The following is a 25,820-nucleotide window of genomic DNA, read 5'->3' on the forward strand; positions in this document are numbered from 1 at the left end:
CTCATCCACACGGCCGGGGACGCCCCGGCGGACACGAGGATCGAGAGTCACGTGAACATTCCCACTACGTTGCGCCGGGCCAAGGCCCCCTTGGCTCTGACGGCGGCTGTGATGCTGGCTGTGAGTGCGTGCGGCGGTTCCGACGCGGGCTCGGGCGGCAGTGGCGACGGCGAGCAGCTGTCGGGTTCGGTCAAGGTGGACGGCTCCAGCACGGTGGCCCCGCTGACCACGGCCGCGGCCGAGCTCTTCGCCGAGGAGCAGTCCAAGGTGAAGGTGACCGTGGGTACCTCGGGCACCGGCGGCGGCTTCGAGAAGTTCTGCAACGGTGAGACCGACATCTCGGATGCATCCCGTCCGATCAAGGACGAGGAGAAGGCGGCCTGCGAGAAGAAGGGCATCACCTACGAGGAGTTCACGGTCGCCAACGACGCGCTGACCGTCGTGGTGCCCAAGGAGAACGACTTCGTCGACTGCCTGACCGTCGAGCAGTTGAAGAAGATCTGGGAGCCGGACTCCAAGGTGAACAACTGGAACCAGGTCGACCCGAAGTTCCCGAACGAGCCTCTGAAACTCTTCGGTCCCGGCACCGACTCGGGCACCTTCGACTACTTCACCGATGAGATCAACGGCGAGGAGGGTGCCTCCCGCACCGACTACAGCCCCAGCGAGGACGACAACGTCATCGTCCAGGGCGTCGCTGGATCCAAGGGCGGCCTGGGCTACTTCGGCTTCTCCTACTACGAGGAGAACACCGACAAGCTCAAGGCCCTCAAGATCGACGGCGGCGAGGGCTGTGTCGCACCCAGCGTGGAGGCCGCCCAGGACGGCAGCTACACCCCCCTGGCCCGCCCGCTGTTCATCTACCCGTCGGCGAAGGCGCTGCAGCGCGAAGAGGCGCTGGCGTTCGTCGAGTACTACGTCGCGAACCACAAGTCGATCGCCGAGGACGCCCAGTTCATCCCCCTCAACTCCGAGCAGGAGACTGAGCTCAAGGCCGACCTCGACAAGCTCAAGGAATCGGCGAAGTGACCTCGCCGACCCTCAAGGCCCCCGCGGGGACCGGGCCGAGCGGCCCCCGGTCCCTGCGGCGGGCCCGCCCTCGTTATGGGGAACGGGTCATCCAGGCGCTGCTGCTGGTGGCCGCCTTGGTGTCCGTCGCCACCACCGCCGGCATCGTGATCTCGCTGATCCCGCCCACCGCCGAGTTCTTCGAGCGGGTCAGCCTCACCGACTTCCTCGGCGGCACGGAGTGGACCGCGCTGTTCAGCAGCCCCAAGTACGGGGTACTGCCGCTGCTGGGCGCCACCATGCTGATCACCGTGATCGCGCTGCTCGTCGCCGTTCCGGTGGGGCTGGGATCCGCGATCTACCTGAGCGAGTACGCCAACCGCCGTGTACGCAAGGCGCTGAAGCCCATGCTGGAGGTACTGGCCGGCGTGCCGACGGTCGTCTACGGCTTCTTCGCGCTGAGCTTCGTCACCCCGCGTCTGCGGGAGTGGTGGCCGGGCGGGACGGGGCCGGACTTCCAGAACGCGCTGGCGGCGGGCCTGGTCATGGGCGTCATGATCATCCCGACGATCGCGTCGCTGTCCGAGGACGCCATGTCCGCCGTACCGATGTCGCTGCGTGACGGTGCATACGCGCTCGGCTCGGGCAAGCGCGTGGTGTCCGTGCGCGTCGTCGTCCCCGCCGCGCTCTCCGGCATAGTCGCCGCCTGCGTCCTCGGCATCTCCCGCGCCATCGGCGAGACGATGATCGTGGCGATCGCGTCCGGCAACCAGGCCGTGCTCAGCTGGAACCCACTGGACGCGATGCAGACCATGACCGGATTCATCGCCCAGGCCGGTTCCGGTGACGTGCCGGTGCAGTCCTTCGAGTACAAGACCATCTTCGCCGTCGGCGCCCTGCTGTTCGTCATCACCTTCGTGATGAACATCATCAGCATCCGCCTGGTGCGCAAATACCGGGAGGTCTACGAATGACCCACATCCGGGTCACCGAACCACCCGCCCCGGCCGCGCCCCGCAAGCTGGCCGGACCACGCTTCCGGCCGGGCGAGACCGCCTTCCGTGTGCTACTGCTGTGCTGCCTGGGCGTGGGGATCATCTTCCTCGGTGTGCTCATCACCTATGTCCTGGTCGAGGCGTGGCCCCGCCTTGACTCGCGGCTGTGGCAGAACTTCCCCTCCATCCGCCGCCCCGAGCGCGCCGGCGCCCAGTCCGCGATCTTCGGCACGATCTGGGTCATCTCCTTCACCGCCCTGTTCTGCCTGCCCACCGGCATCATGGCGGCGATCTACCTGGAGGAGTACGCCGACCCCAACCGCTGGTACAACCGGCTGATCGAGCTGAACATCCAGAACCTGGCCGCCGTTCCCTCGATCATCTACGGCATCCTCGGCCTCGGCCTCCTGGCGCGCCAACTGGCCCTGGGCACCACGGTGCTGACCGCCTCACTCACCCTGTCGCTGCTCGTGCTGCCGGTCGTCATCATCGCCTCGCGCGAGGCGATCAGGGCCGTACCGCAGTCGATCCGGCAGGCATCGCTCGCACTCGGCGCGACCCAGTGGCAGACGATCTGGCGCCAGGTTCTCCCGGCCGCCATCCCCGGTATCGCCACCGGCGCGATCCTCGCCCTGTCCCGGGCGATCGGCGAGGCCGCACCGCTGCTGCTGCTCGGCGCGGTGACGTACGTGGCGTTCAACCCGGAGGGTCTGGAGAGCGCGTACACCGTGCTGCCCATCCAGATCTTCGGCTGGATCAGCCAGTCCCGCGAGGAGTTCCACCACCTGGCCGCCGCCGGGATCGTCATCCTCCTCGCCATCCTCCTCCTCATGAACGCGGCCGCGATCTGGCTGCGCAACCGCTTCAGCAAGCGTTGGTGACCGCAATGACTGACAACCACACTCCCGAGCAGCCCGCCAAGGCCCCCGACCTCGTCTCGGACAAGGAACCGGAGGGGCAGGCGCTGTTCCTGGCGATCGGCGACCGCCGCCGCAACCGGCCCGAACCCTCCCTCGACGACCCGGTGTTCCACGTCTCCGACCTGGATGTCTGGTACGGCGACCACCAGGCCGTGCGCGATGTGACGATGACGATCGGACGCCGCCAGATCACCGCGATGATCGGGCCTTCCGGCTGCGGCAAGTCCACCGTGATCCGCTGCTTCAACCGCATGAACGACCTGATCCCCGGCGCCCGCGTCACCGGCAAGGTCGCCTACCACGGCGAGAACCTCTACGACCCCGAGGTCGACCCGATCGAGGTGCGCCGCCGGATCGGCATGGTGTTCCAGAAGCCGAACCCGTTCCCCAAGTCGATCTACGACAACATCGCCTACGGGCCCCGGGTCAACGGCATGAAGGGCAACCTGGACGACCTCGTCGAGGAGGCCCTGACCGGGGCCGCGCTGTGGGACGAGGTCAAGGACAAGCTCAAGGCGAGCGCGCTGGCGCTGTCCGGCGGCCAGCAGCAGCGGTTGTGCATTGCCCGGGCCATCGCGGTCAGGCCCGACGTGATCCTGATGGACGAGCCCTGCTCGGCGCTCGACCCGATCGCCACCGCCCGCATCGAGGACCTGATGGCGCAGCTGGCGGCCGACTACACGATCGTCATCGTCACCCACAACATGCAGCAGGCCGCCCGTATCTCCGACTACACAGCCTTCTTCACCGCCGACGTCGATGACAAGGGCGTACGGCACGGGCGGCTCGTCGAGTACGACACCACCGAGAAGATCTTCGAGAACCCGTCCGACCAGCGCACCGAGGACTACATCACCGGCCGCTTCGGCTGACCGGTGCCGTATTCGATGTGCGCCCCTTTGCGCGCTACACGTAAAGGAGTACTACGGGTGACACCCGAGGCACACCGGCCACCGGAGACCGCGCCCGACAGCGGTCCCGGCGGCCCAGACGACGGCAACGCCCCCGATCTGCTGCTGGCCGAACCCGACCCCGACATCGCCAGGCGGGCCTTGGCCCGCTTCACGGCGTCGGGGGTGCGGACCCTGGTCTGCCACGACGGCGCCGAGGCGCTGCTCCAGGTCGGCGCCCGCGGCCCCAAGGCGGTGCTGCTGGGCGCCCCGCTGCCGGTGGTGGGGGTCGTGCAGGTCACCGAGTTGATCGCCAAGCTCCATCCGGTCCCGGTGATCGTCGGGGCGGGACCGGAAGGTGCGGCGGAGGCCACCGCGGCCCTGGAGGCCGGAGCCGTGGCCTTCGTGGCCCGCCCCTACCGCGCCGAGGAGATCGTTCCGCTGCTCAGGGGCACCCGTCCCACGGACGATGCGGAGCAAACGCTGGTGGTCGGCGACATTGAGCTCGACATCGCCGGCTTCCACGTCTACGTACGGGGACGCTCCATCCAGCTGCCGGTCCGTGAATTCCTGCTGCTGCGCTACCTCATGGAGCGCCCCAACAAGGTCATCAGCCGAAGCGAGCTGACCCAGGCCCTGTGGGGGACCGACACGCTGGACAGCAACACCCTCACCGTGCACGTCCGGAGGGTGCGCAACAAGCTGCGTGACGAGGCGGGCAGTCGCTGCACCATCGACGCCATCCGCGGCATGGGCTACCGCCTGGAGTGCGGACGCGAGGACGGTGTCCCGGCACAGACCGCATCCACGCGTCCGGCGCAGACGCCGACGTAGCGGTGGGGACCTTCCATGCCGGACATACCGGAGGAGGAGTCCTTCATCGATCTGCCGATCTGGGCCACGCGCTACCCCCGGTGGGGCACCGTCTACGGGCGTCACCACATTCCGACGATCGGCACGCTCGTTCACCACAAACGCTGGTACTCGACGAAGGTCCGCGTACGGTTTCTGGCGGCCGGCCAGACGAGGTGGCAGAGGTTCGACACCGACCGGATCACCATGATGGAGATCATCACCGCTCGCACGGCGGCGGAGGCACGGACGCTGATCTCCTGGTGCCTCACGGACGCGGCCCCTTGATCGTCTGATCGTCTGCTTGCGCCGTCTCAGCCCGTCGTGGCCGACGCCGACGGCCGTGCGTCGACCAGCTCCCGCACCAGCACTCCGATACGGGCCCGCAGCGCATCGCGTACGGAGCGGGCGCTCTCGATGTCCAGGCCCGACAGCTCCGGCAGATCCCAGCTGAGGTAGCGGCGGCCGGGCCGCACCGGGCACGCGTCCCCGCAGCCCAGCGTCACGACCACATCGGCCGCGTCCACCACCTCGCACGTCAAGGGCTTGGGAAACTCCTCGCCCGGATCGAGGTCCTCCTCGGCCAGCAGTTGCCGCACGATCGGCGCGATCGCTCCTGCGGGGTCGGAGCCCGCGGTCAGCACCTCGACCGCACCGGCCGCCCGATGGCGCATCAGCGCGGCGGCCAGCTGCGAGCGCCCGGAGTTCTCCGTGCACACGAACAGCACATGCGGGACCGGTCCGGAGCACAGCCCCGACGCCTTGGCCAGCGCCCGCAGCCGCTGGTCCGCGAACCGCTCCACCAGGACGGGCAGGTACCGGGTGGTGCGAGCTCGCGCACCGAGCAACTCCGCGCATTCCTCGACGTACGCCGCGATGGTCTCCCGGGAGAACGCCCGGCCGTGACGCGCCGCGAGTCGCCGGGCGATGCGCTCCAGGACCGCCCCGCTGTCCCGCAGCGGAGGAGTGTCGGGACCGAACCGGCTTTGCTCATCCATGGAGGCACCTCTTCCGGTCGCGCCGGGAAAACTCTCCCCGCCTCGGACTATAGGCGCCTGTCTATGTATTGAACAGGTCGTAGCCAAGGTGAACGCTAAGTGAACAGGTGGCGAGAAGGGTCTTGGAGCGCCAGGGGAACGCGTGAGCGACGCTTATGGTGAATAGATGGCTATCTCTACGTATGGCGAAGGGTTGTCGGGGGCGGTGGCGGAGGAAGCGGAGACGTGCACCCCATCCCTGGCGTGCCACCTCATCGACCGTGACGAAGCCGGACGGCTCGCCGCCATGCTCAAAGCCATTGCCGACCCGACCCGGCTGCAGTTGTTCCGCCTTATCGAGCGTGCGCCGACGGGCGAGGCGTGTGTGTGCGACCTGACCGAGTGCCTCGGGTTGCGGCAGCCGACCGTCAGTCATCACCTGAAGGTCATGACCGAGGCCGGCCTGCTCGACCGCGAGCGGCGCGGCACCTGGGTCTGGTACTCCGTGAACCTCGACGGGCTGCGCCGCATACGGGCGATTCTGGAACCCGTGCCGGAGCGCGAGCCTGCCGCGGCTGCCTGACCCTCTCCCGGTCAGGGAGTACGCAGCATCCGGCGCTGTACGTCGAGCTGGTGCTCGCTCATCCACGCCTGCGCCGCGATTTGGACCGCGTCCCAGGGGGAGCCCAGGGGCGGGGTGTAGGAGAGGTCGAGTTCGGTGAGGCCGTCGACCGGCATGCCGTGGAAGAGCGCGGTCGCGTACGTGTCCACGCGCTTGGAGATCTCCGCGCCGCGCCGTCCGACGAGCTGGGCACCCAGCAGGAGGCCGCTTTCGGTGTCGCCGGTGACGCGGATGGAGATCGGGGTGGCGCCCGGGTAGTACGCCTTGTGGTCGTCGGGACGGCTGGCCGTCGTGGCCGGGGTCCAGTCCCTTCCGGCGGCGCGTGCCTCGTGGTCACGCAGACCGGTGCGGGCGGCGACGAGATCGAAGACCTTCACGACCTGGGTGCCCAGGCTGCCCGCGAACCAGCGGTAGCCGCCCAGGGCGTTCTCCCCGGCGATCCGCCCCTGCTTGTGTGCCGTCGTACCCAGCGGCAGCCACGTCTTGCCGAGGAGGCGGTGGTGGGTGACGGCGCAGTCCCCGGCCGCGTACACGTCCGCAAGCGAAGTGCGCATGTGTTCGTCGACGTCGATGGCGCCCTTCGCGCCGAGCCGTGCCCCGGCGTCGGCGGCAAGTGCGGTGTCGGGGCGTACGCCGACGACGACCAGGACGAGGTCGGTGCCGCGGGCGAATGTCCGGCCGTCAGGTCCGGTGGCTTGGACGCGGAGCAGGTCTCCGGACAGGTCGCGGGTGATGGCGGTGACCTGGGTGCCGGTGACCACCTCGACGCCGTGGGAGGTGAGTTCGCCGTGGACCAGCGCGCCGAGTTCCGGGTCGACGGTGGGCAGGACCTCGGGCAGCGCCTCGATCTGGGTGACGGTCAGACCGCGCGTGACCAGGGCCTCGGTCATCTCCAGGCCGATGTAGCCGGCGCCGATGACGACCGCCGACTTCGGGCGGCGCTCGGCGATGGTCTGCATGATCTCGAAGGTGTCGCCCATGCTGTGCAGCAGGTGAACGCCGTCCTGCGGGCCAAGGGCATCGGGGCCGGTCAGGCCCTCGATGGGCGGGCGGGCGCTGACCGCGCCGGTTCCGACGATCAGTGCGTCGTACGGCAGTTCCTCGGTGCGGCCGTCGGTGTCGCGCACGGCGAGCCGCTTGCCCACCACGTCGATGCCGGTCGCGAGGGTGTCGGTGCGCACCTGCATGCCGGTGGCCTTGAGGTCGGCCAGGGTGCGGTGGGCGAGGTCGCTCCAGTGGCCGACCTCGCCGGAGACGTAGTACGGGATGCCGCAGATGGAGAAGTTCGGGTAGGCGTCGGCCACGACCACGGTGACGTCGCTGTCGGGGTCCAGCTCGCGGGCGCGCAGGGCGGCGCTGATGCCGGCGTCGCTGCCGCCGATGGCGACGATGCGCTTGCTGGCCACCGGTACTACCTCCGTCGGAGAAGGGTGCTCGGTGAGGGCGCTGGGGGCGCCCCCACCGGCGTTGCGTTTCAGGCCAGGTGATCGGCGAGGTCGCGTTCCAGAGCGGCCTTGGGCTTGGCGCCCACGATGGTCTGCACGACCTCACCGCCCTTGTAGACGTTCATCGTCGGGATGGACATCACGCCGTACTGGGCGGCGGTGCCCGGGTTCTCGTCGATGTTGAGCTTGACGATCTCGATCTTGTCGCCGTGCTCGGCAGCGATCGCCTCCAGCGAGGGGGCGAGCTGGCGGCACGGGCCGCACCAGGCAGCCCAGAAGTCGACGAGCACAGGCTTGTCGCTCTTGAGGACGTCCTGGTCGAAGGAGTCGTCGGTGACGTTCTTGAGGGCCATGCTGATTTCCTCTTACGAGTGGGACCGTCGCCGTCAGACGGTGACGGCCTCGGCCGGTACGGGCTGTGCGTCGGCGAGGGAGGCGAGGTACCGCTCGGCGTCCAGGGCCGCAGCGCAGCCGGAACCGGCTGCAGTGATCGCCTGCCGGTAGGTGTGGTCGACCACGTCACCCGCACCGAAGACACCCGGGATGTTCGTGCGGGTGGAGGGGGAGGCGACCTTGAGGTAACCCTCCTCGTCCAACTCCAGCTGGCCGGTGACCAGATCGGTGCGCGGGTCGTGGCCGATGGCGACGAAGAGCCCGGTGGCCGCGAGGTGGGAGGTCTCGCCGGTGACGGTGTCGCGCAGGGTGAGCCCGGCGAGTTTGGCGCCGTCCTCGTGGATTGCGGCGACCTCGCTGTTCCAGGCGAAGGAGATCTTCGGGTCGGCGAAGGCACGGTCCTGCATGGTCTTGGAGGCGCGCAGGGTGTCGCGGCGGTGGACGATGGTCACGGACTTGGCGAAGCGGGAGAGGAAGGTGGCTTCCTCCATGGCCGTGTCGCCGCCGCCGACCACCACGATGTCGTGCTCGCGGAAGAAGAAGCCGTCGCAGGTCGCGCAGTACGACACGCCCCGGCCGGAGAGCGCGTCCTCGCCCGGCAGGTTCAGCTTGCGGTGCTGCGAGCCGGTCGCCACGATGACGGCCTTCGCCCGGTGGACCGTCCCCGCGCTGTCCGTCACGGTCTTGACCTCGCCGGACAGGTCGACGGCGACGATATCGTCGGGCACGAGCTCGGCGCCGAAGCGTTCGGCCTGGGCCCGCATGTTCTCCATCAGCTCAGGGCCCATGATGCCGTCGCGGAAGCCGGGGAAGTTCTCCACCTCGGTCGTCTGCACCAGCGCGCCGCCGGCTGTGACCGCGCCCTCGAAGACCAGCGGCTTCAGCGAGGCGCGGGCGGTGTAGAGGGCGGCGGTGTATCCGGCGGGGCCGGAGCCTATGACGATGACGTTGCGTACCTCGCTGCCGCTCACGCCGTCTTCTCCGGCGCGATCTCCTTGATCAGGCCCTCGACGAGGACCTTGATCTCGTCTCGGATCGGGCGGACGGCGTCGACGCCCTGGCCCGCCGGGTCCTCCAGCTGCCAGTCCAGGTACCGCTTGCCGGGAAAGACCGGGCAGGTGTCGCCGCAGCCCATGGTGATGCAGACGTCCGACTCCTTGACCGCGTCCACGGTGAGCATCTTCGGGACCTCGGCGGAGATGTCGATGCCGACCTCGGCCATGGCCTCGACGGCGGCCGGGTTGACGCCCGCGCCCGGATTGGAACCGGCGGAGCGGACCTCGACGCGGTCCCCGGCCAGGTGGGTCAGCCACGCGGCGGCCATCTGGGAACGGCCCGCGTTGTGGACACAGACGAACAGCACGGAGGGCTTGTCGGACATCAGGAGGTCTCTCTTGTCTCGCGACGGCATCAGGCGCGCATGACATCAGCACCTGGTGGTGTCAGCCACCACTGATGTGAGAGTATCAGCACATGATGACGTCAGTCGACACTGACCTGATCCGGGTGCTGGCCGACCCGCTCAGGCTCCGGATCGTGACCTTGCTCGCCAAAGAGATGCTGTGCACCACTCACCTCGTGGAGGAGACCGGTGCCCGGCAGACCAACCTCTCGAACCACCTGAGAGTGCTGCGCGAGGCCGGGGTCGTGGAGACGGAGCCGTGCGGCCGGTTCACCTACTACCGGCTCAAGCCCGACGTCATCGCCCTGCTCGCCGGTCAGTTCGCCGACCTGGCCGAGTCTGCCCGTACCGCCGCCGACAACAAGAGGGCCTGTCCGTGACCCGCACCGAAGCATCCGCAGCCGTGGCGTCCGCCATACCTGTCGTCGACTCCGAGGCGCCGGCGGATGCCGCACCGCCACGCAGACCCCTCCTCTCACGAGCCGCCGCCGAACTCGTCGGCACCGCCGCCCTGGTGGCGGTCGTGGTCGGCTCCGGCATCCAGGCCACCGACCTGAGCCGGGACGTGGGTGTGCAGCTACTGGCGAACTCCCTCGCCACCGTCTTCGGCCTCGGTGTCCTGATCCTCCTGCTCGGCCCCGTCTCCGGCGCGCACTTCAACCCGGTCGTCACGCTCGCCGAGTGGTGGACCAGCCGACGCGTAGGCAGTGGAGTCACCCTCCGCGATGCAGCCGTGTACATCCCGGCCCAGATCGTCGGCGCGATCGCGGGCGCGATCCTGGCGGACGCGATGTTCGGCGAGCCGCTGGTCGAGTGGTCCACGCACGACCGGTCGGCCGGGCACCTGCTGCTGGGCGAGGTGGTGGCCACCGCCGGGCTGATCCTGCTGATCTTCGGCCTGGCCCGCACCGACAGCCTGCGCTTCGCCCCCGTGGCCGTCGCCTCCTACATCGGCGCCGCCTACTGGTTCACCTCGTCCACGTCCTTCGCCAACCCGGCGGTGACGATCGGCCGTGCCTTCACGGACACCTTCGCGGGCATCGCACCCGGCTCGGTTGCCGGGTTCATCGGCATGCAGATCGTCGGTGCGGTGGTGGGGTTGGCGCTCGTGGCACTGATCTTCCTGCCCGGCCAGACCGCCTCCGAGCGTTCCGCCGGGTGACGCAGACCACGCAGGTGGTGGTGATCGGCGGCGGCCAGGCCGGGCTCGCCGCCGGTTACCACCTGCGCCGCATCGGCCTGGACTTCGTGGTCCTGGACGCCCAGGAAGAGTCCGGCGGCGCCTGGCAACATGCCTGGGATTCCCTGCACTTGTTCTCCCCGGCCGCGTACTCGTCACTGCCGGGGCGCCCGATGCCCGTACAGGTGGGGGAGACGTACCCGGACGCGCGCCATGTGGCCGGCTACCTCACCGAGTACGAGCGGCGCTACGACCTTCCCGTGCACCGGCCGGTACGCGTCTCCGGCGTTCACCGCGACGGCCGCCATCTGCGCATCGAAGCCGACGCGGGCAGCTGGCGCGCCGAGGCGGTCGTCAGTGCCACCGGTACGTGGTGGCGTCCCTTCCTGCCTGCCGTGCCCGGCCGGCCGGAGTTCCGCGGACGCCAGCTGCACACCGTCGAGTACCGCAGCCCGCGCGACTTTGCCGGACAGCGCGTCGTCGTGGTCGGCGGCGGAAACTCCGGCGCGCAGATCGCGGCCGACCTGGCGTACGACACCGAGCTGACCTGGGTCGCCCAGCGCCCACCCCGCTTCCTGCCCGACGACATCGACGGCCGCGCCCTGTTCGACGTGGCCACCGCCCGCCGCCGCGCCCTCGACGCCGGGCGCACCGACACCGGGGGCGTGGCGTCGCTGGGGGACATCGTCGCCGTACCGCCCGTGCGGGAGGCCCGCGACGCCGGACTGCTCAAGGCGTCGCCCATGTTCGTACGCCTCGACCGCGACGGCGTCGTCTGGGCGGACGGCACGCGTGCGCCGGCCGACGCGGTCATCTGGTGCACCGGCTTCCGTCCGGCCCTGCCGCACCTCGCGCCGCTGGGGCTGCGCGGTCCGCGCGGCCGTCTCGTCACCGTTGGTACGCGGTCTGTGGACGAACCGCGCCTGCACCTGCTCGGCTACGGCGACTGGACCGGTCCTGCCTCGGCCACCCTCATCGGTGTCGGCCGACCGGCCCGCGACGCGGCGCGCGAGATCGCCGAACTCCTCAAAGCCGGAGAATGATGCCGCGCGTTGTCAGCTCAACGTGCTGACAACGCGAAGCACTTCGGCGGCGACGGCTTCCGGCAGCGGTACGTAGTGAATCCTGGCCAGCGGCTTCTGCCCCTCGTCGCTGGCGGTGTAGCTCAGGAACGACTTCAGGGCGGGCAGGGTCTCGGCCACGTTGCCCGCGTCGCACACGATCTCGTAGCTGACCAGGACGATCGGATACGTGCCGTCGGCGGAGGCCCGGTAGTCGAACTCCAGGGTCAAGTCCTTGCCCTTGCCGACCACTTGGGCAGCGGCGATACCTGCGGACGCCGTCTCCGCGGTCGCCGCCACGGGCTCTGAACCACCGGTGTCGACGCGGACCGTCTTCAGGCGCTGAGCGGCAGCGAACGAGAGCTCGAAATAGCCTATGGACCCCGGCGTTTCAGCAACCGCCGATGCCACCGCGTCGGAGCCGTTGGCGGCTTCGCCGCCCCGGCCCTGCCATGCCTTCTCCGCCGGGTGCTGCCACACCTCCGGGGCGGCGCCCGCGAGGTACGCCTGGAAGTTCTGCGTGGTGCCCGAGCCGTCCTGCCGGTGCATCGCACGGATGGGCAGGGAGGGTAGTTCGGCGTCGGGGTTCAGCTTCCGGATGACCGGATCGTCCCACTCGGTGATCTGCCGGTCGAAGATCTTGGCGATCGTCGCGGCATCCAACACCAGGTCGTCGACTCCCGTCACGTTGTAGCCGAGCGCGACGGCGCCGCCCACCATCGGCAGATTGATGACCCGGCCGCCTGCACACACCCTGGCATCCGGTGTGTTCTCCTCCGCGTCGACCGGGCTGTCGGTGCCGCCGAACACCGTGCTTCCCTGCATGAACTGGACGACGCCGGCACCGGAGCCCAACGGGTTGTAGGCGATCCGCACCGGATGGCACGCCCGCTCGTACTGCTTGATCCAGTACTTCATGGCGTTGTCCTGGGCGCTCGACCCTGAACCGGGGACCTTCCCCTCCCTGGCACAGTCGATGTCGGCGGCCGGAGGGCTGGCGGACGGACGCTCACCGTCGTCCCCCGACTCGACGAGCCCGCAGCCCGCCAGGAGCAGCATGCTCGCCACCGCGGCTGCGGCGGCCGGAATGCTCAGCCGGCTCGTATGTACCTCACGTCGGCGCTGCACCATTGCCCCCTCGCGTCAACAGCGAACCAGATATAGATGCTGGCCGATGTATCGAGGGGGTGGGCTACCGCTGGGAGAACTTCAGCTGACGTACTGCCGTACGGGCGGTCAGCCAAGGGTGCCGAGCATCTGCCCCATGGCGGCCACCACTGACGGTTCCACCCGGTAGTACACCCAGGTCCCGCGCCGCTCGGAGGTGAGCAGGCCCGCCTCCTTGAGCTTCTTCAGGTGGTGGGAGACGGTCGGCTGGGAGACGCCGACGTCGGAGATGTCGCACACGCACGCCTCGCCGCCCTCGTGGGAGGCGACCGCCGAGAAGAGCCGAAGGCGTACCGGGTCCGCGAGCGCCTTGAACATCCGCGCCGTGCGTTCGGCTTCCTCGGCGGTCAGTGGCCGCTTCGTCAGCGGCGGGCAGCACGGCACCACGGCCTCGGTGGGCTCGGGTTCGAGTATCGGCAGCACCTGCGTATTCGACATACGTCTATGTTGACACATGTCGAACCATGAGCGGGAGGTCGAGATTCGGGGGCGGAGGCAGGGGGTTGTCGCGCGTTCATCTCATCTATTATCGTCGATTATCGATGAGAGATTTTCTGGAGCGTTTTGAGGCTGAGCAGTACGCGAGCTGGTTCAAGGCGCTGGCCGATGCCACCCGCATTCAGATCGTGACGCTGCTTGCGCGCAGCGGTGAGCCTCTGACGGTGGGGCAGATCGTCGAGTCCGTGCAGGTGGGCCAGTCGACGGTCTCGTATCACCTGAAGGGGCTGGCGGAGGTGGGCTTCGTGCTGGTTGAGCGGCAGGGGGCGTCGAGCTGGTACCGGCTGAACGAGGAGTGCGTCGATGCCTTCCCCTCGGCTGCCGACGTCGTCATGGGGCGCCCCGCGCCTGTCCGAAGCGGAAGCGGCGCGGCGCGCGGACGCCGGCGCAGCGGCCCATGAGCACCGGCCTCGGGCAGGCGGAGCGGGCGCCGATGCGTTCCGGGGCCGTCTATGCGCTGCTGCTGGGGCTGGGCGCGCTGGACGCGGCCGGGTACAGCCTGATCGCACCGGTGCTTCCCGGCCTGGCTGCGCAGACCGGGGCCAGCGCCACGGCAGTGGGGATGCTGGTCGCGACATTCCCGCTGGGAATGGTCGCAGGCTTCGCGCTGGGCGGTGCCGTCATCCAGCGCAGCAGCCCTGCCCGGCTGGTTCTGATGGGATTGCTGCTGATCGCGGCGGGGAGCCTCGGGTTCGTCTTCGGCGGGGACCTGGCCGTCTTCGCCGTGTCCCGTCTGGTGATGGGCCTGGGATCCGGGTTCTTGTGGCTGGGGATCACCTTCGCCACCCTGACCGCCTGGCCCGGCCAGGAATACCTGTGCATGAGCCGCATCTACGCCGCCTACTCCGCAGGCGGTCTCCTGGGTCCGCTGCTCGGGACGATCGACGGCGTGCGCGGCCCCTTCACGGCCTACCTCATCCTCGTCCTTCTCGCGCTCGTGCCGGCGCTGACGCTGCGCCTTCCTGCGACGGCGGGCGCATTCGCCCCCGACCGGCGCGCCCTGCGCTCGCCGGGATTCCGGGCGTCCGCCGTAGCCATCGCCTTCGCTGTGATGTCACTCGGCACGCTCGAAGGGGTACTGCCGCTCCACTTCGGCACCGAACTGGGCCAGGCCCAGATCGGGGTGCTGTATGCGGTGACATCGGTCGTGGTGGCGGTCGCGGGGGCAACGGCGGCCCGGTGGCAGCCGCGCAGGGTGCTGCTGGTGTCCACCGTCCTGGTGGTCACCGGCTTCGCGCTCGCCGGAGCCGGCACGGCCGTGCCCGTGTGGATGGTGGCGCTCGCCGTCGCGGGGACCGGCATCGGCCTGGCCAACACCGGAGCGACCGGCGTCCTGCTCGACGCGGTTCCCGCGCAGCGCATCGTGACGGCCATGGTGCTGTGGTCCCAGATCGGCATCCTGGGCTACCTGGCCGCTCCGCTGATCGGCGGCCCCGTAGCCGATGCTTACGGCTACGGAGTTGTCGCCGCCGTCGTCGCGCTGATGGCCGTGGGCGTCGTCGCGGTGCTCGCCCGGCGCAGCCGGTCATGAGCCTCCGGCTCCGCATCCCGGCTTCTGCCTTGCGGGCGGCGCCGGGCACCGTCCCGGAATCAGTCAGCTCGTCCCGGTCCCGGTCATGCTTCGCCGAAGCGGGCGAGGTGGGCTGCGACGTGCTGTGCTGTCCGGACGGCGTCGCGGCCCACTCCGCGCAGGGAGTTCGACGACAGGCTTCGCTGCCACTCCAGACCGACGAACGCCAGACGCGGGTGAGCCGGAGAGACGCCGCCGCGCTGCCGGGGATGACCGGCGCCATCCAGCGCCCCGTCCAAGCCGGTGAGGTAGGGCAGGTCCGGCCGGTAGCCGGTGGCCAGCAGGATCGTGTCCACCTCCTCCCGGACCCCGTCCGGCCAGATCACCTTGGCGCCGTCGATGCCGGTGAACAGTCCCCGCCGGTCCGGCGCCCCGTGGGCGAGCGCGGCCCGGTAGCGGCCGTCGTCAATGACCATCTGCGTCGGAGGAGTGCGTACCAGGCGGCCGAGCGGGGCGGTGTCCAGGCCGGTGCGGTTGAGCCAGAAGTGCAGGTCACGGCCGAGGATGCGCTGCCGGGCGAACTTCACCGGTTTCCGGCTGGCCAGTGTCACCCGCGCCACCCGGGCGAGCTCGGCGGCAATCTGCACCGCGGAGTTTCCCGCCCCGACCACGACGATCCGCTGCCCGGCGAAGGCTCCGGGACTGCGGTAGTCGGCCGCGTGCAGGACCGAGCCGGTGAAGCTTTCCAGCCCCGGCAGCGCCGGCCGGAACGGGCGCCCGAAGGTCCCGGACGCGGCGACCACGGTGCGTGCCGTCAGCCGACCACCGTTCTCCAGGTCCAGTGCGAAGCCTCCGTCGGCCTGCCGAGCACGGGTGACCCGGTGGCCGGTGCGGATGTCGGCGTCCAGGCGCGTGGCGTAGGCGCTCAGGTAGGCGACCACCTCGTCCCGGTGCGGGTAGCGGTCCGGATCCCCGCCCGGAAACGGCATCCCCGGCAGCGAGCTGTACCGGGCCGGCGAGAACAAGGTGAGGCTGTCGTAGTAGCGCGGCCACGACCCGGCCGCCTGTCCGGACGCCTCCAGTACCACCGGCCGCAGCCCCCGCCCGAGCAGCGCGTACGCCGCCGCCAGCCCCGACTGCCCGCCACCGATCACCGCAACGTCAATCCGTTCCATGCCCCGATCCCCTGATTCGGCGAATGTCTATGTTGACGACTATCGATACAGGTGCCATGCTGGGTCGCGCAAGACATCGACAGGCGTCGAATCAAAGGGGAATCTCGTGGCTGTGTCCATCAACAGCGTGCCCACCACCGCTCAGCTGCCCGTCGTGGTCATCGGCGCCGGACCTATCGGCCTGGCCGCCGCCGCCCACCTCATCGACCGCGGCCTCGACCCGCTGGTCCTGGAGGCCGGCCCCACCGCTGGCACCGCCGTGCGCGACTGGTCGCACGTCCGGCTGTTCTCCCCATGGGCCGAGGTCACCGACCCCGCCGCCGAGAAGCTCCTCGCCCCTACCGGCTGGGTCCACCCCGACGGGACCGCCTATCCGACGGGCGGCGACTGGGCCGAGCAGTACCTCCAGCCGCTCGCCGACGTCCTCGGCGACAAGGTCCGCTACGGCACCACGGTCACCGGCGTCGCCCGCGCCGGACGGGACCGCATCGTCGATGCCGACCGCCACGAGCAGCCCTTCACCGTGCACATCCAACTGGCTGACGGCAGCGAGGAGCGGATCAGCGCCCGCGCCGTCATCGACGCCTCCGGCACCTGGTCCATTCCCAGCCCGATGGGCGCCGACGGCCTGCCCGCCCTCGGTGAGAAGGCGGCGGCCGAGCGCATCTCTTACCGCGTCCCGGACCTGAAGGACCCGGCCGTCCGCGCCCGGTACGCGGGCAAGCGCACGGCGGTCATCGGCTCGGGCGCCTCCGCCTTCACCGCGCTCGCCTACCTCGCCGACCTGGCCAAGGACGAGGAGGGTACGCACGCGGCATGGGTCCTGCGCCGCGGGATCGGGGCGAACACCTTCGGCGGTGGCGAGGCCGACCAGCTCCCTGCCCGTGGCGCGCTGGGCCTGCGTGCCAAGGCGGCCGTCGAGGCCGGCCACGCCTCCGCCGTGACCGGCTTCCGTACCCAGGCTGTGGAGCGCGACGGAGACCGGCTTGTCCTGGTCGCCGAGGACGGCCGCCGCCTGGACCCGGTCGACGAGGTCATCGTGCTCACCGGCTTCCGCCCCGACCTGTCATTCCTCTCCGAGGTCCGCCTCGGCCTCGACGAGCGCCTCCAGGCCCCGACCGACCTGGCCCCGCTCATCGACCCGAACGTCCATTCCTGCGGCACGGTCTACCCGCACGGCGTAGGCGAGCTCTCCCACCCGGAGCAGGACGTCTACCTGGTCGGCATGAAGTCCTACGGCCGCGCCCCGACCTTCCTGGCAATGACCGGCTACGAGCAGGTCCGCTCCATCACCGCCGCGATCGCCGGCGACCAGGAGGCGGCGGAACGCGTGGAGTTGACCCTGCCGGAGACCGGTGTCTGCGGTGGCGCCGGCCTGTTCGACGACCCCGACGCCGCCCAGAGCAGCGACAGCGGGGGCTGCTGCGGCGCCCCGGCCACCCTCCAGATCGGCATCGGCGCACCGACCACGTCCGGCGGCTGCTAACCGGCCAACTCACCCCATCCAGCAGGAGGTATGCAATGTCTCGCGTACAGCTCGCCCTCCGCGTCCCGGACCTCGACGCGTCCGTTGCCTTCTACAGCAAGCTGTTCGGCACCGAGCCCGCCAAACTCCGTGACGGCTACGCCAACTTCGCCATCGCCGAGCCCCCGCTCAAGCTCGTCCTGATCGAAGGCACCGCGGGCGAGGCAACCCGCATGGACCACCTCGGCGTCGAGGTCGAGACAACCGAGGCCGTCCATGCCGCCACCAGCCGCCTGAGCGAAGCGGGCCTGGCCACCACCGAGGAGAACGACACCACCTGCTGCTACGCCCTCCAGGACAAGGTCTGGGTCCACGGCCCCGGCCAGGAACCCTGGGAGGTCTACGTCGTCAAGGCCGACGCCGACACCCTCACCAAGCAGCAAGGCAGCTCCTGTTGCATCGACCCCGCGAAGGACGGCGCAAAGGAACCGGCCACCGCCGGTGGCTGCTGCTGATCTGTCGATGACCAACCTCCACACCAGCGAGGCCGCGACCGGGACGGGGGACCGGTTGCGGCCCCGTGCCGCCCTTCCCGCCCTCTGCGCCACCCAGATCACCAGTTGGGGGATCGTCTACTACGCATTCCCCGTTCTCAACCCGCAGATCACCGCCGACACCGGCTGGTCCGCCACCGCCACCACCGCTGCGTTCTCCGGTGCCCTGCTCGTTTCCGCCCTGGTCGGCATCCCGGTCGGCCGCATCCTCGACCGCCGTGGCCCGCGCGCCGTGATGACCACCGGCTCCATCCTCGGCGTCATCGCAGTCCTCGCCGTCGCCTACGCCCCCAACCCGGCGGTCTTCACCGCCGCGTGGCTGCTCGCTGGAGTGGCCATGGCCGCCACCTTCTACCAGCCCGCCTTCGCCGCCCTCACCCGCTGGTGGGGCCCGGACCGAGTTCGCGCCCTGACCATCGTCACCCTCGCCGGCGGACTCGCCTCCACCGCCTTCGCACCCCTGACCGCCGTACTCGCCGAACACCTCAACTGGCGCTCCACCTACGCCGTCCTCGCGGTCATCCTCGCCGCGGTCACCATCCCGGCCCACGCAATCGCGCTGCGCTCCCCCTGGCCACCTGCGCCACCGGCGCCTCCCCAACAGACCAGCGGCGGCGCGTCAGTGGCTCGCAGCCGCCCCTTCCTCATGCTCGCCGCCGCACTGACCCTCAACGGTTTCGCGATGTACGCCGTCGTCATCGCCCTCGTCCCCCTGCTCACCGAACGCGGCGCCAGCCCCACCACTGCTGCCTGGGCCCTGGGACTCGGCGGTGCGGGCCAGACCCTGGGCCGCACCCTGTACGCGGTGCTCGCCCGCCAGACCGGCGTAACCACCCGCACCGTGGTACTGATCGCCGCCGGCGGGGGAACCACCGTGCTGCTGGCCACGATCCCCGGCCCAATCCCGCTCCTCGTGGTCCTCGCCGTTCTCGCCGGCATGGTCCGCGGCAACCTCACCCTCCTCCAGGCCACGGCCGTCACCGATCGTTGGGGAACCATCCACTACGGCCGTCTTTCCGGTCTCCTGGCCGCTCCGGTCACCATCGCCAGTGCGACGGCCCCGTTCGCCGGAGCCGTGCTCGCGGGCCGGCTCGGCGGCTATCCCGGCCTCTGCGCCGCACTCGCTGCCGCATCCGCCGTCGCCGCCGCCTTCGCGCTGGGGAGCAGGCCGGACTGAGCCGCTGGTCAATCTGGCCACATGCATCTTTCTGTCGTCGGCGGGCCTGTCGACGACCGCCTTCTGCCGCATGGCCTGACGCTAGGCGTACTCGATGATCCAGCAGACGATCACAGGCTGATCGTCCACGCAGTCGTCGGCCCGCCGCCGGGTGTCGGTCAGCGTCCGGCGCAGGGCCAGCAACTCGGCGACGGCCGAGTCGATCTCCGTGATCCGCTCATCAAGCAGGTCGCGCACGGTGGAGCAGGGCGGGATTCCGCCGTCGCGAATGGCGAACACGTCGCGGATGTCATCCAGGTGAAGGCCCCGTCGCGATGCCTGGCATGCCCTCTTGCCGCACCGAACACCGCTCCTTCTCCAGCGGAGCCACTAGAGCGACCCTAATTACGTGTCCGCTTCTCGATCTTCCGCTGTACGTCGACGATCGCGGCGCGCGCGGCTTCGAGCCTGATGCCCTGCGCGCGGGCGAGAGCGAGGTGCTCGTCCAGCAGGTTCTGGTCCGCGGCGAGCTTGTCGGCGTGGTTCTGCGGCAGCACCTTCGCCCGGTAGCCCTCCAGCGCCGCGACGACCACGCCGAACGGCAGGTCCGGGGAGCGCTGTTCGGCGATCCTGAGCCTGCTGACCACGTCGACCAGCTCGCGTAGCTCGGCCGTGACGCCCTCGACGGCGGTCGTGAGCGACAGCCGGTTCAGCACGAGGAGCGCATCGCTCGCTGTGTCGTAGTCGGGCTGGAGCCACTGAACGGTCTGGTCGCGGAGGCGGTGGTTGACGACGAGCCAGGTGCTGACGACCAGGGCGACGAGGGCGATCACCGCCCCCCAGGTCCAGGAGGAGGAAAAATCGCCTGCGGCGGAAGAAGAAAGGGGCAGCATGGTGTTGTCCTTCCTGAGGATGGACGCTCGCAAGATCGCTTCTTTCACGGGTCTGGTGAGCGTCGGTGTTCTCCACACCAATGCACGGTGTGATCCGGCCGCAGCCTCGGGCTCTCGCACAGCCCGGGGCCGCGGTGCCTCTAGGGGGTGCGGCGGCTGCGCAGATACGGCGGGTCCAGCAGGTTCGCCGTGCCCCGGCGGAACAGGACTGGCGGTTTCCCGGGCCCTGACCTGCGCACCTTGCCGGTCTTGACCACGAACCCCGCGGTCTCCTCCACGACCTTGCGGTGGAAGTTCCCCGGGTTGAGCGTGTAGCCCCACACGGCCTCGTAGACCTTGCGCAGGTCGGTGATGGTGAAGAGGTCGTCGCAGAAGGCGGTCGCGATGGTGGTGTGTTCCAGCCGGACCCGGGTGTGTTCGAGCCCGTGCCGGATGATTTCGCCGTGGTCGAAGGCGAGGCTGCTGTTGGGACCCCACAGCCATTCCTCGACCTCGACCCAGTCGGCCGCGCGGGCGTCGCTCGCGCCGGTCACCTCTGGCGGATCCGGCATGACCGCCACAAAGGCAGTCGAGATGATCCGGCCCCGGGGGTCACGCTCCGGGCGCGAGTACGTGTGCAGTTGTTCCAGCCGGATCCCGGATCCGTCCAGCCCGGTCTCCTCCAGGAGTTCCCGCTTCGCCGTGTCCTTCAGGGACTCTCCCGGCCGGACGAACCCGCCTGGCAGGGCGAGCATTCCGAGATGCGGCTTCTTGCCACGCCGCACGAGCAGGACGCACAGATGTTCCGAGCGGATCGTAAAGATCACGATGTCTGCCGTCGGCAGCGCCGCCACCCGTGGCCGCCTAAACGGAGCGGGTCCCGGATCGCCTCCGGCGATGGCCTCCGCCAAGCGGCACGCATCGACGACGGTTCCCTCCGGGACGGCGATGGGCAGGTCCTTGGGCGGCTCCGCGTAGTAGACGGCCATGCCGCGCTCATGGACGCACCCCAGTTCATACGCGGTGGTGCGGCCGATGTATCCGCCAGGATTCACGACGTACACCAGGTCCGAGGTGAAGATCTTCTTCAAGGTCGCCGCTTGGAGGTCGTGGTCCGACGACTCCGGAGGGTCGGACTCGAAGCGCACGAACTCACGCCCGCGGTCGACGATCCGGCATATCGGCGGGCTCTTCACGGTCAGTCCGGCATTCGCGAAGATCCGGGCAGCTGCCAGGACTTCGGGGTAGTGCTGACGGAAGCTCCCGATGAGAGCGACGGAGCCCTTGGCGGAGATACGCATAACGGGACTGTGACAGTCGAACGTCGCCGATCCGAACTCCCGATAGCGCCTCTCTGACAAGAACCCGGGTGTATTCCGAGGTGAGAGCAGGCTTCCCGACAACGTGTCAGAATGAAAAGAACCAGGGTCAGTTACTGGCCCGGCTCAAGTGGCACAACTAAGCCGCCGTCTCATACAGGGATTTGCACTGCCGGGCGCTGCGCCTTACCTGGCCCGGGATGTACTGACGGCTACTTCAGGAGACGTGACCTGACGCATCCGGTACGAGTGTGCGGATGCTCCTGGTGTCACGGGCTCATCGATGCGCTGGTTGGCCCGCAGCGGTTCGTACGGACCGGCGGGAGTCGCGGCGGAGCACTTCGCGCAGGGCGGCGTGTTTGTCATCGTCGGGGAGCTCGCGGGCCAGAGTGCAGCGGACGCGGTGGCTGGCGTCGGCCGCAAGGTGGTCGCCGAGGTGGGCTGTTGTTGCTGTCTGGTCGGTGGTGCACCAGAGGTGGGCGGCCAGCGCACGGATCCAGGGTGAGGAGTGCCCGGCTACTACGGGGAGCGGCAGGAGCCGTCGGCTGCACGGCAGTTGAGCGAGGGCTTCCACGATGAGACTCTCCGCCGGGCCCTCTGGCTGGGCAAGGAGCGGAAGGGCGATTCCGATGATCTCCTCTGCGTCGCTGGGGGTCTGGACCATGTGAGCCGCCGCGCTCAGGCCGTGGTAGCGGAGGGTTGTCGTCCCCATGTCCAGCTGGAAACGGTCGTAGGCGTGCGTGGCGTTGAGATCGTCTCGGGCGCTGCCGTCGAGGCGTCCCCGGGCCGCGTCCAACGCGATGTCGAGATGGCGGGCACGCTGTTCGGGCCCAAGGTAGGCAGTGAGGATGTTGAGGGCGTCGAGAGCCTCCTGCCGCTGTTGAGCCGTGTGATGGTGACTCCGGATCCTTTGAGTGAGAGCGTCGGCGAAGGACTCGCGATCGACCGTGGGCAGGAGGCGGCCGATCAGGAAGGCCGCCTGAGAGGGCGAGGCATCGAGGTTCGGATCGGTTTCGGTCTGTCGGCCGAGGCTGCGGTCGAGCAGCTTCTGAGCCAGCGGCCGGGCGCAGTCGGCGGGAGCGTTGGCCAGAAGGAGCGCCAGGGCAGCGTCAGTGTTGCCGCCGGCCGCCGCTGCGGTGCAGCGTTCGCTCACCACCGAGGGCTGGAGACGGAGCGCGTCTTCGCCACGGCCGAGGATCACGTTGGCAGCGAACGCATCCGTCAGGAGAACCTGGCACATCCGGTCGACGGCTTCGACGCGTTGCAGACCGAGGTGGCGGATGGCGATACGGGTGAGCGCCTGGGCGTAGTCCTGCTCTGCACCGCGGTGGCGACGTCCGGGGCCGGTAAGCACCAGACCTGTGAGGTCGAGGAAGCGCTGGGCCTGCCGTGTGTCGGCAGCGTCAGCGAGGCTGGCGAACGCGCTGAATGCGGCTCGACGCACATTGCGCGTACCAAAAGGAACGTCCTGGTCATCGGCGATCTCGGCAAGGGTGACGTCAACCCAGGCCCGCGCCTGCTCGTCGGGGAGCAGATCCGCCGCCGCCCGCACTGCGGTAAGCGCGCTGTGCCGTCTCCATCGAGGGTGGTCAGCCCAGCCGTCCGGGATCGGAAGATCGAACGGCTTTTCGGGCAGCTGGGCGTCGAGAGTGTTGAGGAGTTCGTGGGAGCCGGCGGCGACGAGGTGGCCGATGGTGGCAGGAATCTCGCCGTGATCCAGGTGGAAGCGTCCAAGTAGTTCGTGGGCCTCGTGTTCCTCCAGCCAGCTTGCCGTCACCACGGCCTGCCGGAGGTACTGGGTGAGGGCTTGCAGGGTCTCGGCCGGCCGAGCGTGGTTGGCAACTCGTCCCAGAGCGCGTTCGCGGGCTGAGAAGGGCTCGGGCAGGAACCTGCCGCCGCTGGCGGCCCGGAGTGCGGTGGCGGTGGGGTAGGCGTCACTGATTCGTGCGGTTTGCAGGCCGTAACGGATCCGCACGAGGTTGTGGGCCTCGGTCCATGCCGCAGCGTCTTCATGATTACGCTGCTGAACAGCACGCTCGATGGCATCGTCATATCGGTCGAGAGCGTCTTGGGCCTGCCCGGCGTCGGCCAGGTACCGGGCGTGGCGCGCGAGAAGCAGCGCCGTGACCGACGGGGGATACTCGGATCGAGCGGATCCGGCGAGAGCTGTCCACATGGCGCCGGACCGGTCGGTATCAGCCAGGCAAGCCAGCAGCCGAGCCCGCCATATCTGATCACCTGGCTCTGCCGAGGCGGAGAGATCGGTCAAGTCCGCAACCCGAGACCGCAGCAGGTCCGGTCGGTCCGAAGCGACAGCATGCTCGGCGAACCAGGTGACGGCCATCAGACAGTGCGGGTCACCGATATGAAGGGTATCGATGCTGGCGGTGATGTCATCCAGGGAGACTTCGTGGTGATACTCGAAGGCGGCGAGGTCACCGAGGGCATTGGCCGCGCGGATGAGCTCGTCAGGCGCCTCGATCTGGTCGCTGACGAGTCGACGAACAACCGACATTGCACGCCAGACCTCGCCCATTGGCAGCGCGGTGGCCAGGACGGTCACGTCGGCGGCCACGCCCTCCGCGTGGTCACCGGCATCGTGGTGGGCCTTGGCCTGCCGTTGACGAAGGGAGAGGGCGAGCGGCGCCCACACGGAGGTCTCCAGCGCGTCCGCGATGCGCGCATAGAGACGAGCCGCAGATGCGGGATCGGCGGCCTCCAGCCTGTGGGCTTCCTGAAAGTCCGGGGCCAGCCCAAGGTGCGCGACCGGGCCCCGGATCAGGGCATCAGGTTCGACTTCAACCGGCTGGACTACTCCGCTGACTGAATAGAAACGGGGCTTGAGCCGAGCCGCCAGATCCCGGCGCAGCATGGCTTCGGAGACCTGAGCGGCGGTCGGGGCCCATCCACCGACAAGGTGCTCGATGCGGCTCAGTACCTGTTCCGCTGCCAAGGCAGTGTTCTCCACAGCCTCATGGCGCAGGCTGCTGACTGCCTGTGTGTAGTCCCGCTCGTCGCCGTCTTCCAGACGAAGGTGATGAACCCTCAGGGACGACAGCAAACGCCAGGTCAGCTCCCGCGTCGGAACTCCGTGCGTTTCGATACCGCGGGACACGGCCTCAGCCACCACGAGATCCAACTGATCCAGCCTGGCCCGCATCTTGCTGTTCGTGGGACCCGAGCGAGAAGCCTCAGCGCGGAACTCCTCCGGCCCCCGTCCCGAAGCGATGCCGGCGAGCCTGGCTACCTCGTGGCCATGGGTATTTCGGTCGGTGACCGCGAGGGCAAGCCGATAGCGGCCCGCCTGGATCTCTTCCCAATGTTCGGTCACCTCCCGTAGGTAAGAGCCGACCAACGCCACGGTCGCATCACTGGACGGCACCACGTCGGGATCGCGCCGGACCCCGATGGCCACCCGAAACTCTTCGCCGCCCTGCCGCGGCCGGGCAGTGATCAGAATGTCGTCGACCTTGCTGAACCGACTCGCCTGAAGCTTGATCTCTACCGGCACGAGCACTGGATCGCCGAGCTCTTCCAGAGGATCACCGGTCAGCAACGAGGCGAGAAGAACGGCGGCGTAGCGGTGCTCCAGCACCGTTCCTCCGCCGCCTGTCGAGTACGGCGAAGCTCCCGCAGCAGCGGCCATGTCATCTACCGGGACCACCAGCTCAGACTAGCTCTCGACGGTGTTTCGGCGCCGCCGGTGCAGCCTTCGGCGCGGCCGCAGGCCTGGCCCACCATGCGGCGCGGAGTGGATGTGTCGCCGCAGCCTGGCGCCCTCAGTCTTGGGTCGCGGCGAGGCGTGTGTGTGACATGTCCGACGTAGGTGTCTCTCAGCCCACCTCCCAGGAGCCCTGGGAGGTGTACGTCGTCAAGGCCGACGCCGACACCCTCGCCAAGCAGTCGGGAAGTACCTGCTGCACCGACACATCCGCCGACGAAAATAAGGAACCCGCACCCGCAGGCTGCTGCTGATCCGCCGATGACCAACCTCCGCACCAGCGGGGCCGCGACCGGCACGGGGGACCGGTCACGGCCCCGCGCCGCCCTGCCCGCCCTGTGCGCCACCCAGATCACCAGCTGGGGAATCGTCTACTACGCCTTCCCCGTCCTCAACCCGCAGATTACCGCCGACACCGGCTGGTCGGCGACCGCCACCACGGCAGCCTCCTCCGGGGCGCGCCAGCCACAGTCTCGCCGTCCTCTACCTCTTCTACGCGAAGTTGTTGCGCGGAGTCCAAAGTCGAGCGAATGAGCTAATCGACACCGCTTTGCGTGAAGGGAACTAGGCGTGGCCTGCCCGGGTCGCCCGCATCCAGCCACGCGGACTTGCCTCCCGCGTAAGCTGCCTGCGCATGC

Annotated in this window: 26 protein-coding genes and 3 pseudogenes; 17 read left to right on the forward strand and 12 right to left on the reverse strand. The window is 69.3% G+C overall.

What is annotated here, in order from left to right; all coding sequences use genetic code 11:
* The first annotated feature begins 51 nt into the window (after nt 1-51).
* The 6 genes from ACZ7NC_RS00500 to ACZ7NC_RS00525 are packed head-to-tail and all read left to right on the forward strand — an operon-like array spanning nt 52 to nt 4,953.
* Nucleotides 52-1,029 (forward strand): PstS family phosphate ABC transporter substrate-binding protein, encoded by a 978-nt coding sequence (locus tag ACZ7NC_RS00500; RefSeq protein WP_471483606.1) that lies wholly within the window; start codon nt 52-54, stop codon nt 1,027-1,029.
* A complete protein-coding gene (gene pstC / locus ACZ7NC_RS00505; protein ID WP_471483608.1) occupies nt 1,026-1,982 on the forward strand; it encodes a phosphate ABC transporter permease subunit PstC in 957 nt (318 codons plus the stop codon). The genes ACZ7NC_RS00500 and pstC overlap by 4 nt, the downstream gene beginning before the upstream one ends.
* Entirely contained in the window at nt 1,979-2,884 is a 906-nt protein-coding gene (gene pstA / locus ACZ7NC_RS00510; RefSeq protein WP_471483610.1) for a phosphate ABC transporter permease PstA, read from the forward strand. Before pstC ends, pstA begins: the two co-directional genes overlap by 4 nt.
* 5 nt (nt 2,885-2,889) lie before the next feature.
* The gene (pstB, locus tag ACZ7NC_RS00515; protein ID WP_471483612.1) at nt 2,890-3,795 is read left to right on the forward strand and encodes a phosphate ABC transporter ATP-binding protein PstB; all 906 of its coding nucleotides are present in this window, start codon (nt 2,890-2,892) and stop codon (nt 3,793-3,795) included.
* Nucleotides 3,796-3,852: 57 nt separating this feature from the next.
* Nucleotides 3,853-4,647, forward strand: coding sequence for a winged helix-turn-helix transcriptional regulator (locus ACZ7NC_RS00520; protein ID WP_471483614.1), 795 nt, complete (start codon nt 3,853-3,855; stop codon nt 4,645-4,647).
* Between the two features lie 15 nt (nt 4,648-4,662).
* Entirely contained in the window at nt 4,663-4,953 is a 291-nt protein-coding gene (locus tag ACZ7NC_RS00525) for a hypothetical protein (protein WP_471483616.1), read from the forward strand.
* A 26-nt stretch (nt 4,954-4,979) separates the two neighbouring features.
* Here ACZ7NC_RS00525 and ACZ7NC_RS00530 read toward each other — a convergent pair whose 3' ends face one another.
* Nucleotides 4,980-5,663, reverse strand: coding sequence for an arsenate reductase/protein-tyrosine-phosphatase family protein (locus ACZ7NC_RS00530; protein ID WP_471483618.1), 684 nt, complete (start codon nt 5,661-5,663; stop codon nt 4,980-4,982).
* A 166-nt stretch (nt 5,664-5,829) separates the two neighbouring features.
* On the opposite strand from ACZ7NC_RS00530, the gene ACZ7NC_RS00535 reads away from it, so the two are divergent.
* A complete protein-coding gene (locus ACZ7NC_RS00535) occupies nt 5,830-6,225 on the forward strand; it encodes an ArsR/SmtB family transcription factor (protein WP_471483620.1) in 396 nt (131 codons plus the stop codon).
* An 11-nt stretch (nt 6,226-6,236) separates the two neighbouring features.
* On the opposite strand, the gene ACZ7NC_RS00540 is transcribed toward ACZ7NC_RS00535, so the two are convergent.
* The 4 genes from ACZ7NC_RS00540 to ACZ7NC_RS00555 form a co-directional block, all read right to left on the reverse strand.
* A complete protein-coding gene (locus ACZ7NC_RS00540; RefSeq protein WP_471483622.1) occupies nt 6,237-7,670 on the reverse strand; it encodes an FAD-dependent oxidoreductase in 1,434 nt (477 codons plus the stop codon).
* A gap of 68 nt (nt 7,671-7,738) precedes the next feature.
* Complete coding sequence (trxA, locus tag ACZ7NC_RS00545) at nt 7,739-8,062, reverse strand: thioredoxin (protein WP_471483623.1); 324 nt, start codon at nt 8,060-8,062, stop codon at nt 7,739-7,741.
* Nucleotides 8,063-8,095: 33 nt separating this feature from the next.
* On the reverse strand, nt 8,096-9,073 hold the full coding sequence (trxB, locus tag ACZ7NC_RS00550; protein ID WP_471483624.1) for a thioredoxin-disulfide reductase: 978 nt from the start codon (nt 9,071-9,073) through the stop codon (nt 8,096-8,098).
* Complete coding sequence (locus ACZ7NC_RS00555) at nt 9,070-9,483, reverse strand: arsenate reductase ArsC (RefSeq protein ID WP_471483626.1); 414 nt, start codon at nt 9,481-9,483, stop codon at nt 9,070-9,072. The genes trxB and ACZ7NC_RS00555 overlap by 4 nt, the downstream gene beginning before the upstream one ends.
* A gap of 92 nt (nt 9,484-9,575) precedes the next feature.
* Between ACZ7NC_RS00555 and ACZ7NC_RS00560 the strand changes: the two genes are divergently transcribed.
* The 3 genes from ACZ7NC_RS00560 to ACZ7NC_RS00570 are packed head-to-tail and all read left to right on the forward strand — an operon-like array spanning nt 9,576 to nt 11,727.
* Complete coding sequence (locus tag ACZ7NC_RS00560) at nt 9,576-9,884, forward strand: ArsR/SmtB family transcription factor (RefSeq protein ID WP_426540845.1); 309 nt, start codon at nt 9,576-9,578, stop codon at nt 9,882-9,884.
* Nucleotides 9,881-10,666 carry an aquaporin gene (locus tag ACZ7NC_RS00565; RefSeq protein ID WP_471483628.1) on the forward strand — a complete coding sequence of 262 codons (786 nt, stop codon included), beginning with the start codon at nt 9,881-9,883 and terminating at the stop codon, nt 10,664-10,666. The genes ACZ7NC_RS00560 and ACZ7NC_RS00565 overlap by 4 nt, the downstream gene beginning before the upstream one ends.
* Nucleotides 10,663-11,727 carry an ArsO family NAD(P)H-dependent flavin-containing monooxygenase gene (locus ACZ7NC_RS00570; RefSeq protein WP_471483630.1) on the forward strand — a complete coding sequence of 355 codons (1,065 nt, stop codon included), beginning with the start codon at nt 10,663-10,665 and terminating at the stop codon, nt 11,725-11,727. Before ACZ7NC_RS00565 ends, ACZ7NC_RS00570 begins: the two co-directional genes overlap by 4 nt.
* 12 nt (nt 11,728-11,739) lie before the next feature.
* Here ACZ7NC_RS00570 and pstS read toward each other — a convergent pair whose 3' ends face one another.
* The gene (pstS, locus tag ACZ7NC_RS00575) at nt 11,740-12,876 is read right to left on the reverse strand and encodes a phosphate ABC transporter substrate-binding protein PstS (RefSeq protein WP_471483631.1); all 1,137 of its coding nucleotides are present in this window, start codon (nt 12,874-12,876) and stop codon (nt 11,740-11,742) included.
* Nucleotides 12,877-12,981: 105 nt separating this feature from the next.
* Complete coding sequence (locus ACZ7NC_RS00580) at nt 12,982-13,350, reverse strand: ArsR/SmtB family transcription factor (RefSeq protein WP_471483634.1); 369 nt, start codon at nt 13,348-13,350, stop codon at nt 12,982-12,984.
* 104 nt (nt 13,351-13,454) lie between these two features.
* Here ACZ7NC_RS00580 and ACZ7NC_RS00585 point away from each other — a divergent pair, with 104 nt between their 5' ends.
* Together ACZ7NC_RS00585 and ACZ7NC_RS00590 are read left to right on the forward strand one after the other, a co-directional pair.
* Nucleotides 13,455-13,811: an ArsR/SmtB family transcription factor gene (locus ACZ7NC_RS00585; protein ID WP_471483636.1), complete on the forward strand. Its 357-nt coding sequence runs from the start codon at nt 13,455-13,457 to the stop codon at nt 13,809-13,811.
* Nucleotides 13,808-14,941 (forward strand): MFS transporter, encoded by a 1,134-nt coding sequence (locus ACZ7NC_RS00590; RefSeq protein WP_471483638.1) that lies wholly within the window; start codon nt 13,808-13,810, stop codon nt 14,939-14,941. Before ACZ7NC_RS00585 ends, ACZ7NC_RS00590 begins: the two co-directional genes overlap by 4 nt.
* A gap of 83 nt (nt 14,942-15,024) precedes the next feature.
* Here ACZ7NC_RS00590 and ACZ7NC_RS00595 read toward each other — a convergent pair whose 3' ends face one another.
* Nucleotides 15,025-16,095: a flavin-containing monooxygenase gene (locus ACZ7NC_RS00595; RefSeq protein ID WP_471483641.1), complete on the reverse strand. Its 1,071-nt coding sequence runs from the start codon at nt 16,093-16,095 to the stop codon at nt 15,025-15,027.
* 112 nt (nt 16,096-16,207) lie between these two features.
* On the opposite strand from ACZ7NC_RS00595, the gene ACZ7NC_RS00600 reads away from it, so the two are divergent.
* The 3 genes from ACZ7NC_RS00600 (at nt 16,208) to ACZ7NC_RS00610 (ending at nt 19,291) form a co-directional block, all read left to right on the forward strand.
* A complete protein-coding gene (locus ACZ7NC_RS00600) occupies nt 16,208-17,581 on the forward strand; it encodes an NAD(P)-binding domain-containing protein (protein ID WP_471483969.1) in 1,374 nt (457 codons plus the stop codon).
* A gap of 35 nt (nt 17,582-17,616) precedes the next feature.
* Nucleotides 17,617-18,075, forward strand: a complete 459-nt coding sequence (locus ACZ7NC_RS00605; RefSeq protein WP_471483643.1) for an ArsI/CadI family heavy metal resistance metalloenzyme — start codon at nt 17,617-17,619, stop codon at nt 18,073-18,075.
* Between the two features lie 148 nt (nt 18,076-18,223).
* Nucleotides 18,224-19,291 (forward strand): MFS transporter, encoded by a 1,068-nt coding sequence (locus ACZ7NC_RS00610; RefSeq protein WP_471483971.1) that lies wholly within the window; start codon nt 18,224-18,226, stop codon nt 19,289-19,291.
* Between the two features lie 81 nt (nt 19,292-19,372).
* Here the strand turns inward: ACZ7NC_RS00610 and ACZ7NC_RS00615 are convergent.
* The 4 genes and pseudogenes from ACZ7NC_RS00615 to ACZ7NC_RS00630 all read right to left on the reverse strand — a co-directional run.
* Nucleotides 19,373-19,591, reverse strand: a pseudogene (locus ACZ7NC_RS00615) (MerR family DNA-binding protein); the annotation flags it as partial.
* Between the two features lie 80 nt (nt 19,592-19,671).
* Nucleotides 19,672-20,196, reverse strand: a complete 525-nt coding sequence (locus ACZ7NC_RS00620) for a hypothetical protein (protein ID WP_471483644.1) — start codon at nt 20,194-20,196, stop codon at nt 19,672-19,674.
* A gap of 107 nt (nt 20,197-20,303) precedes the next feature.
* Nucleotides 20,304-21,443, reverse strand: coding sequence for an NUDIX hydrolase (locus ACZ7NC_RS00625; RefSeq protein WP_471483646.1), 1,140 nt, complete (start codon nt 21,441-21,443; stop codon nt 20,304-20,306).
* A gap of 295 nt (nt 21,444-21,738) precedes the next feature.
* A complete protein-coding gene (locus tag ACZ7NC_RS00630) occupies nt 21,739-25,056 on the reverse strand; it encodes a hypothetical protein (RefSeq protein WP_471483648.1) in 3,318 nt (1,105 codons plus the stop codon).
* 251 nt (nt 25,057-25,307) lie between these two features.
* Here ACZ7NC_RS00630 and ACZ7NC_RS00635 point away from each other — a divergent pair.
* Nucleotides 25,308-25,436, forward strand: a pseudogene (locus ACZ7NC_RS00635) (glyoxalase/bleomycin resistance/dioxygenase family protein); the annotation flags it as partial.
* 7 nt (nt 25,437-25,443) lie between these two features.
* Nucleotides 25,444-25,635: pseudogene (locus ACZ7NC_RS00640) on the forward strand (MFS transporter); the annotation flags it as partial.
* Nucleotides 25,636-25,820 lie beyond the last annotated feature (185 nt).

The sequence above is a fragment of the Streptomyces sp. NPDC111802 genome, from assembly GCF_055634335.1.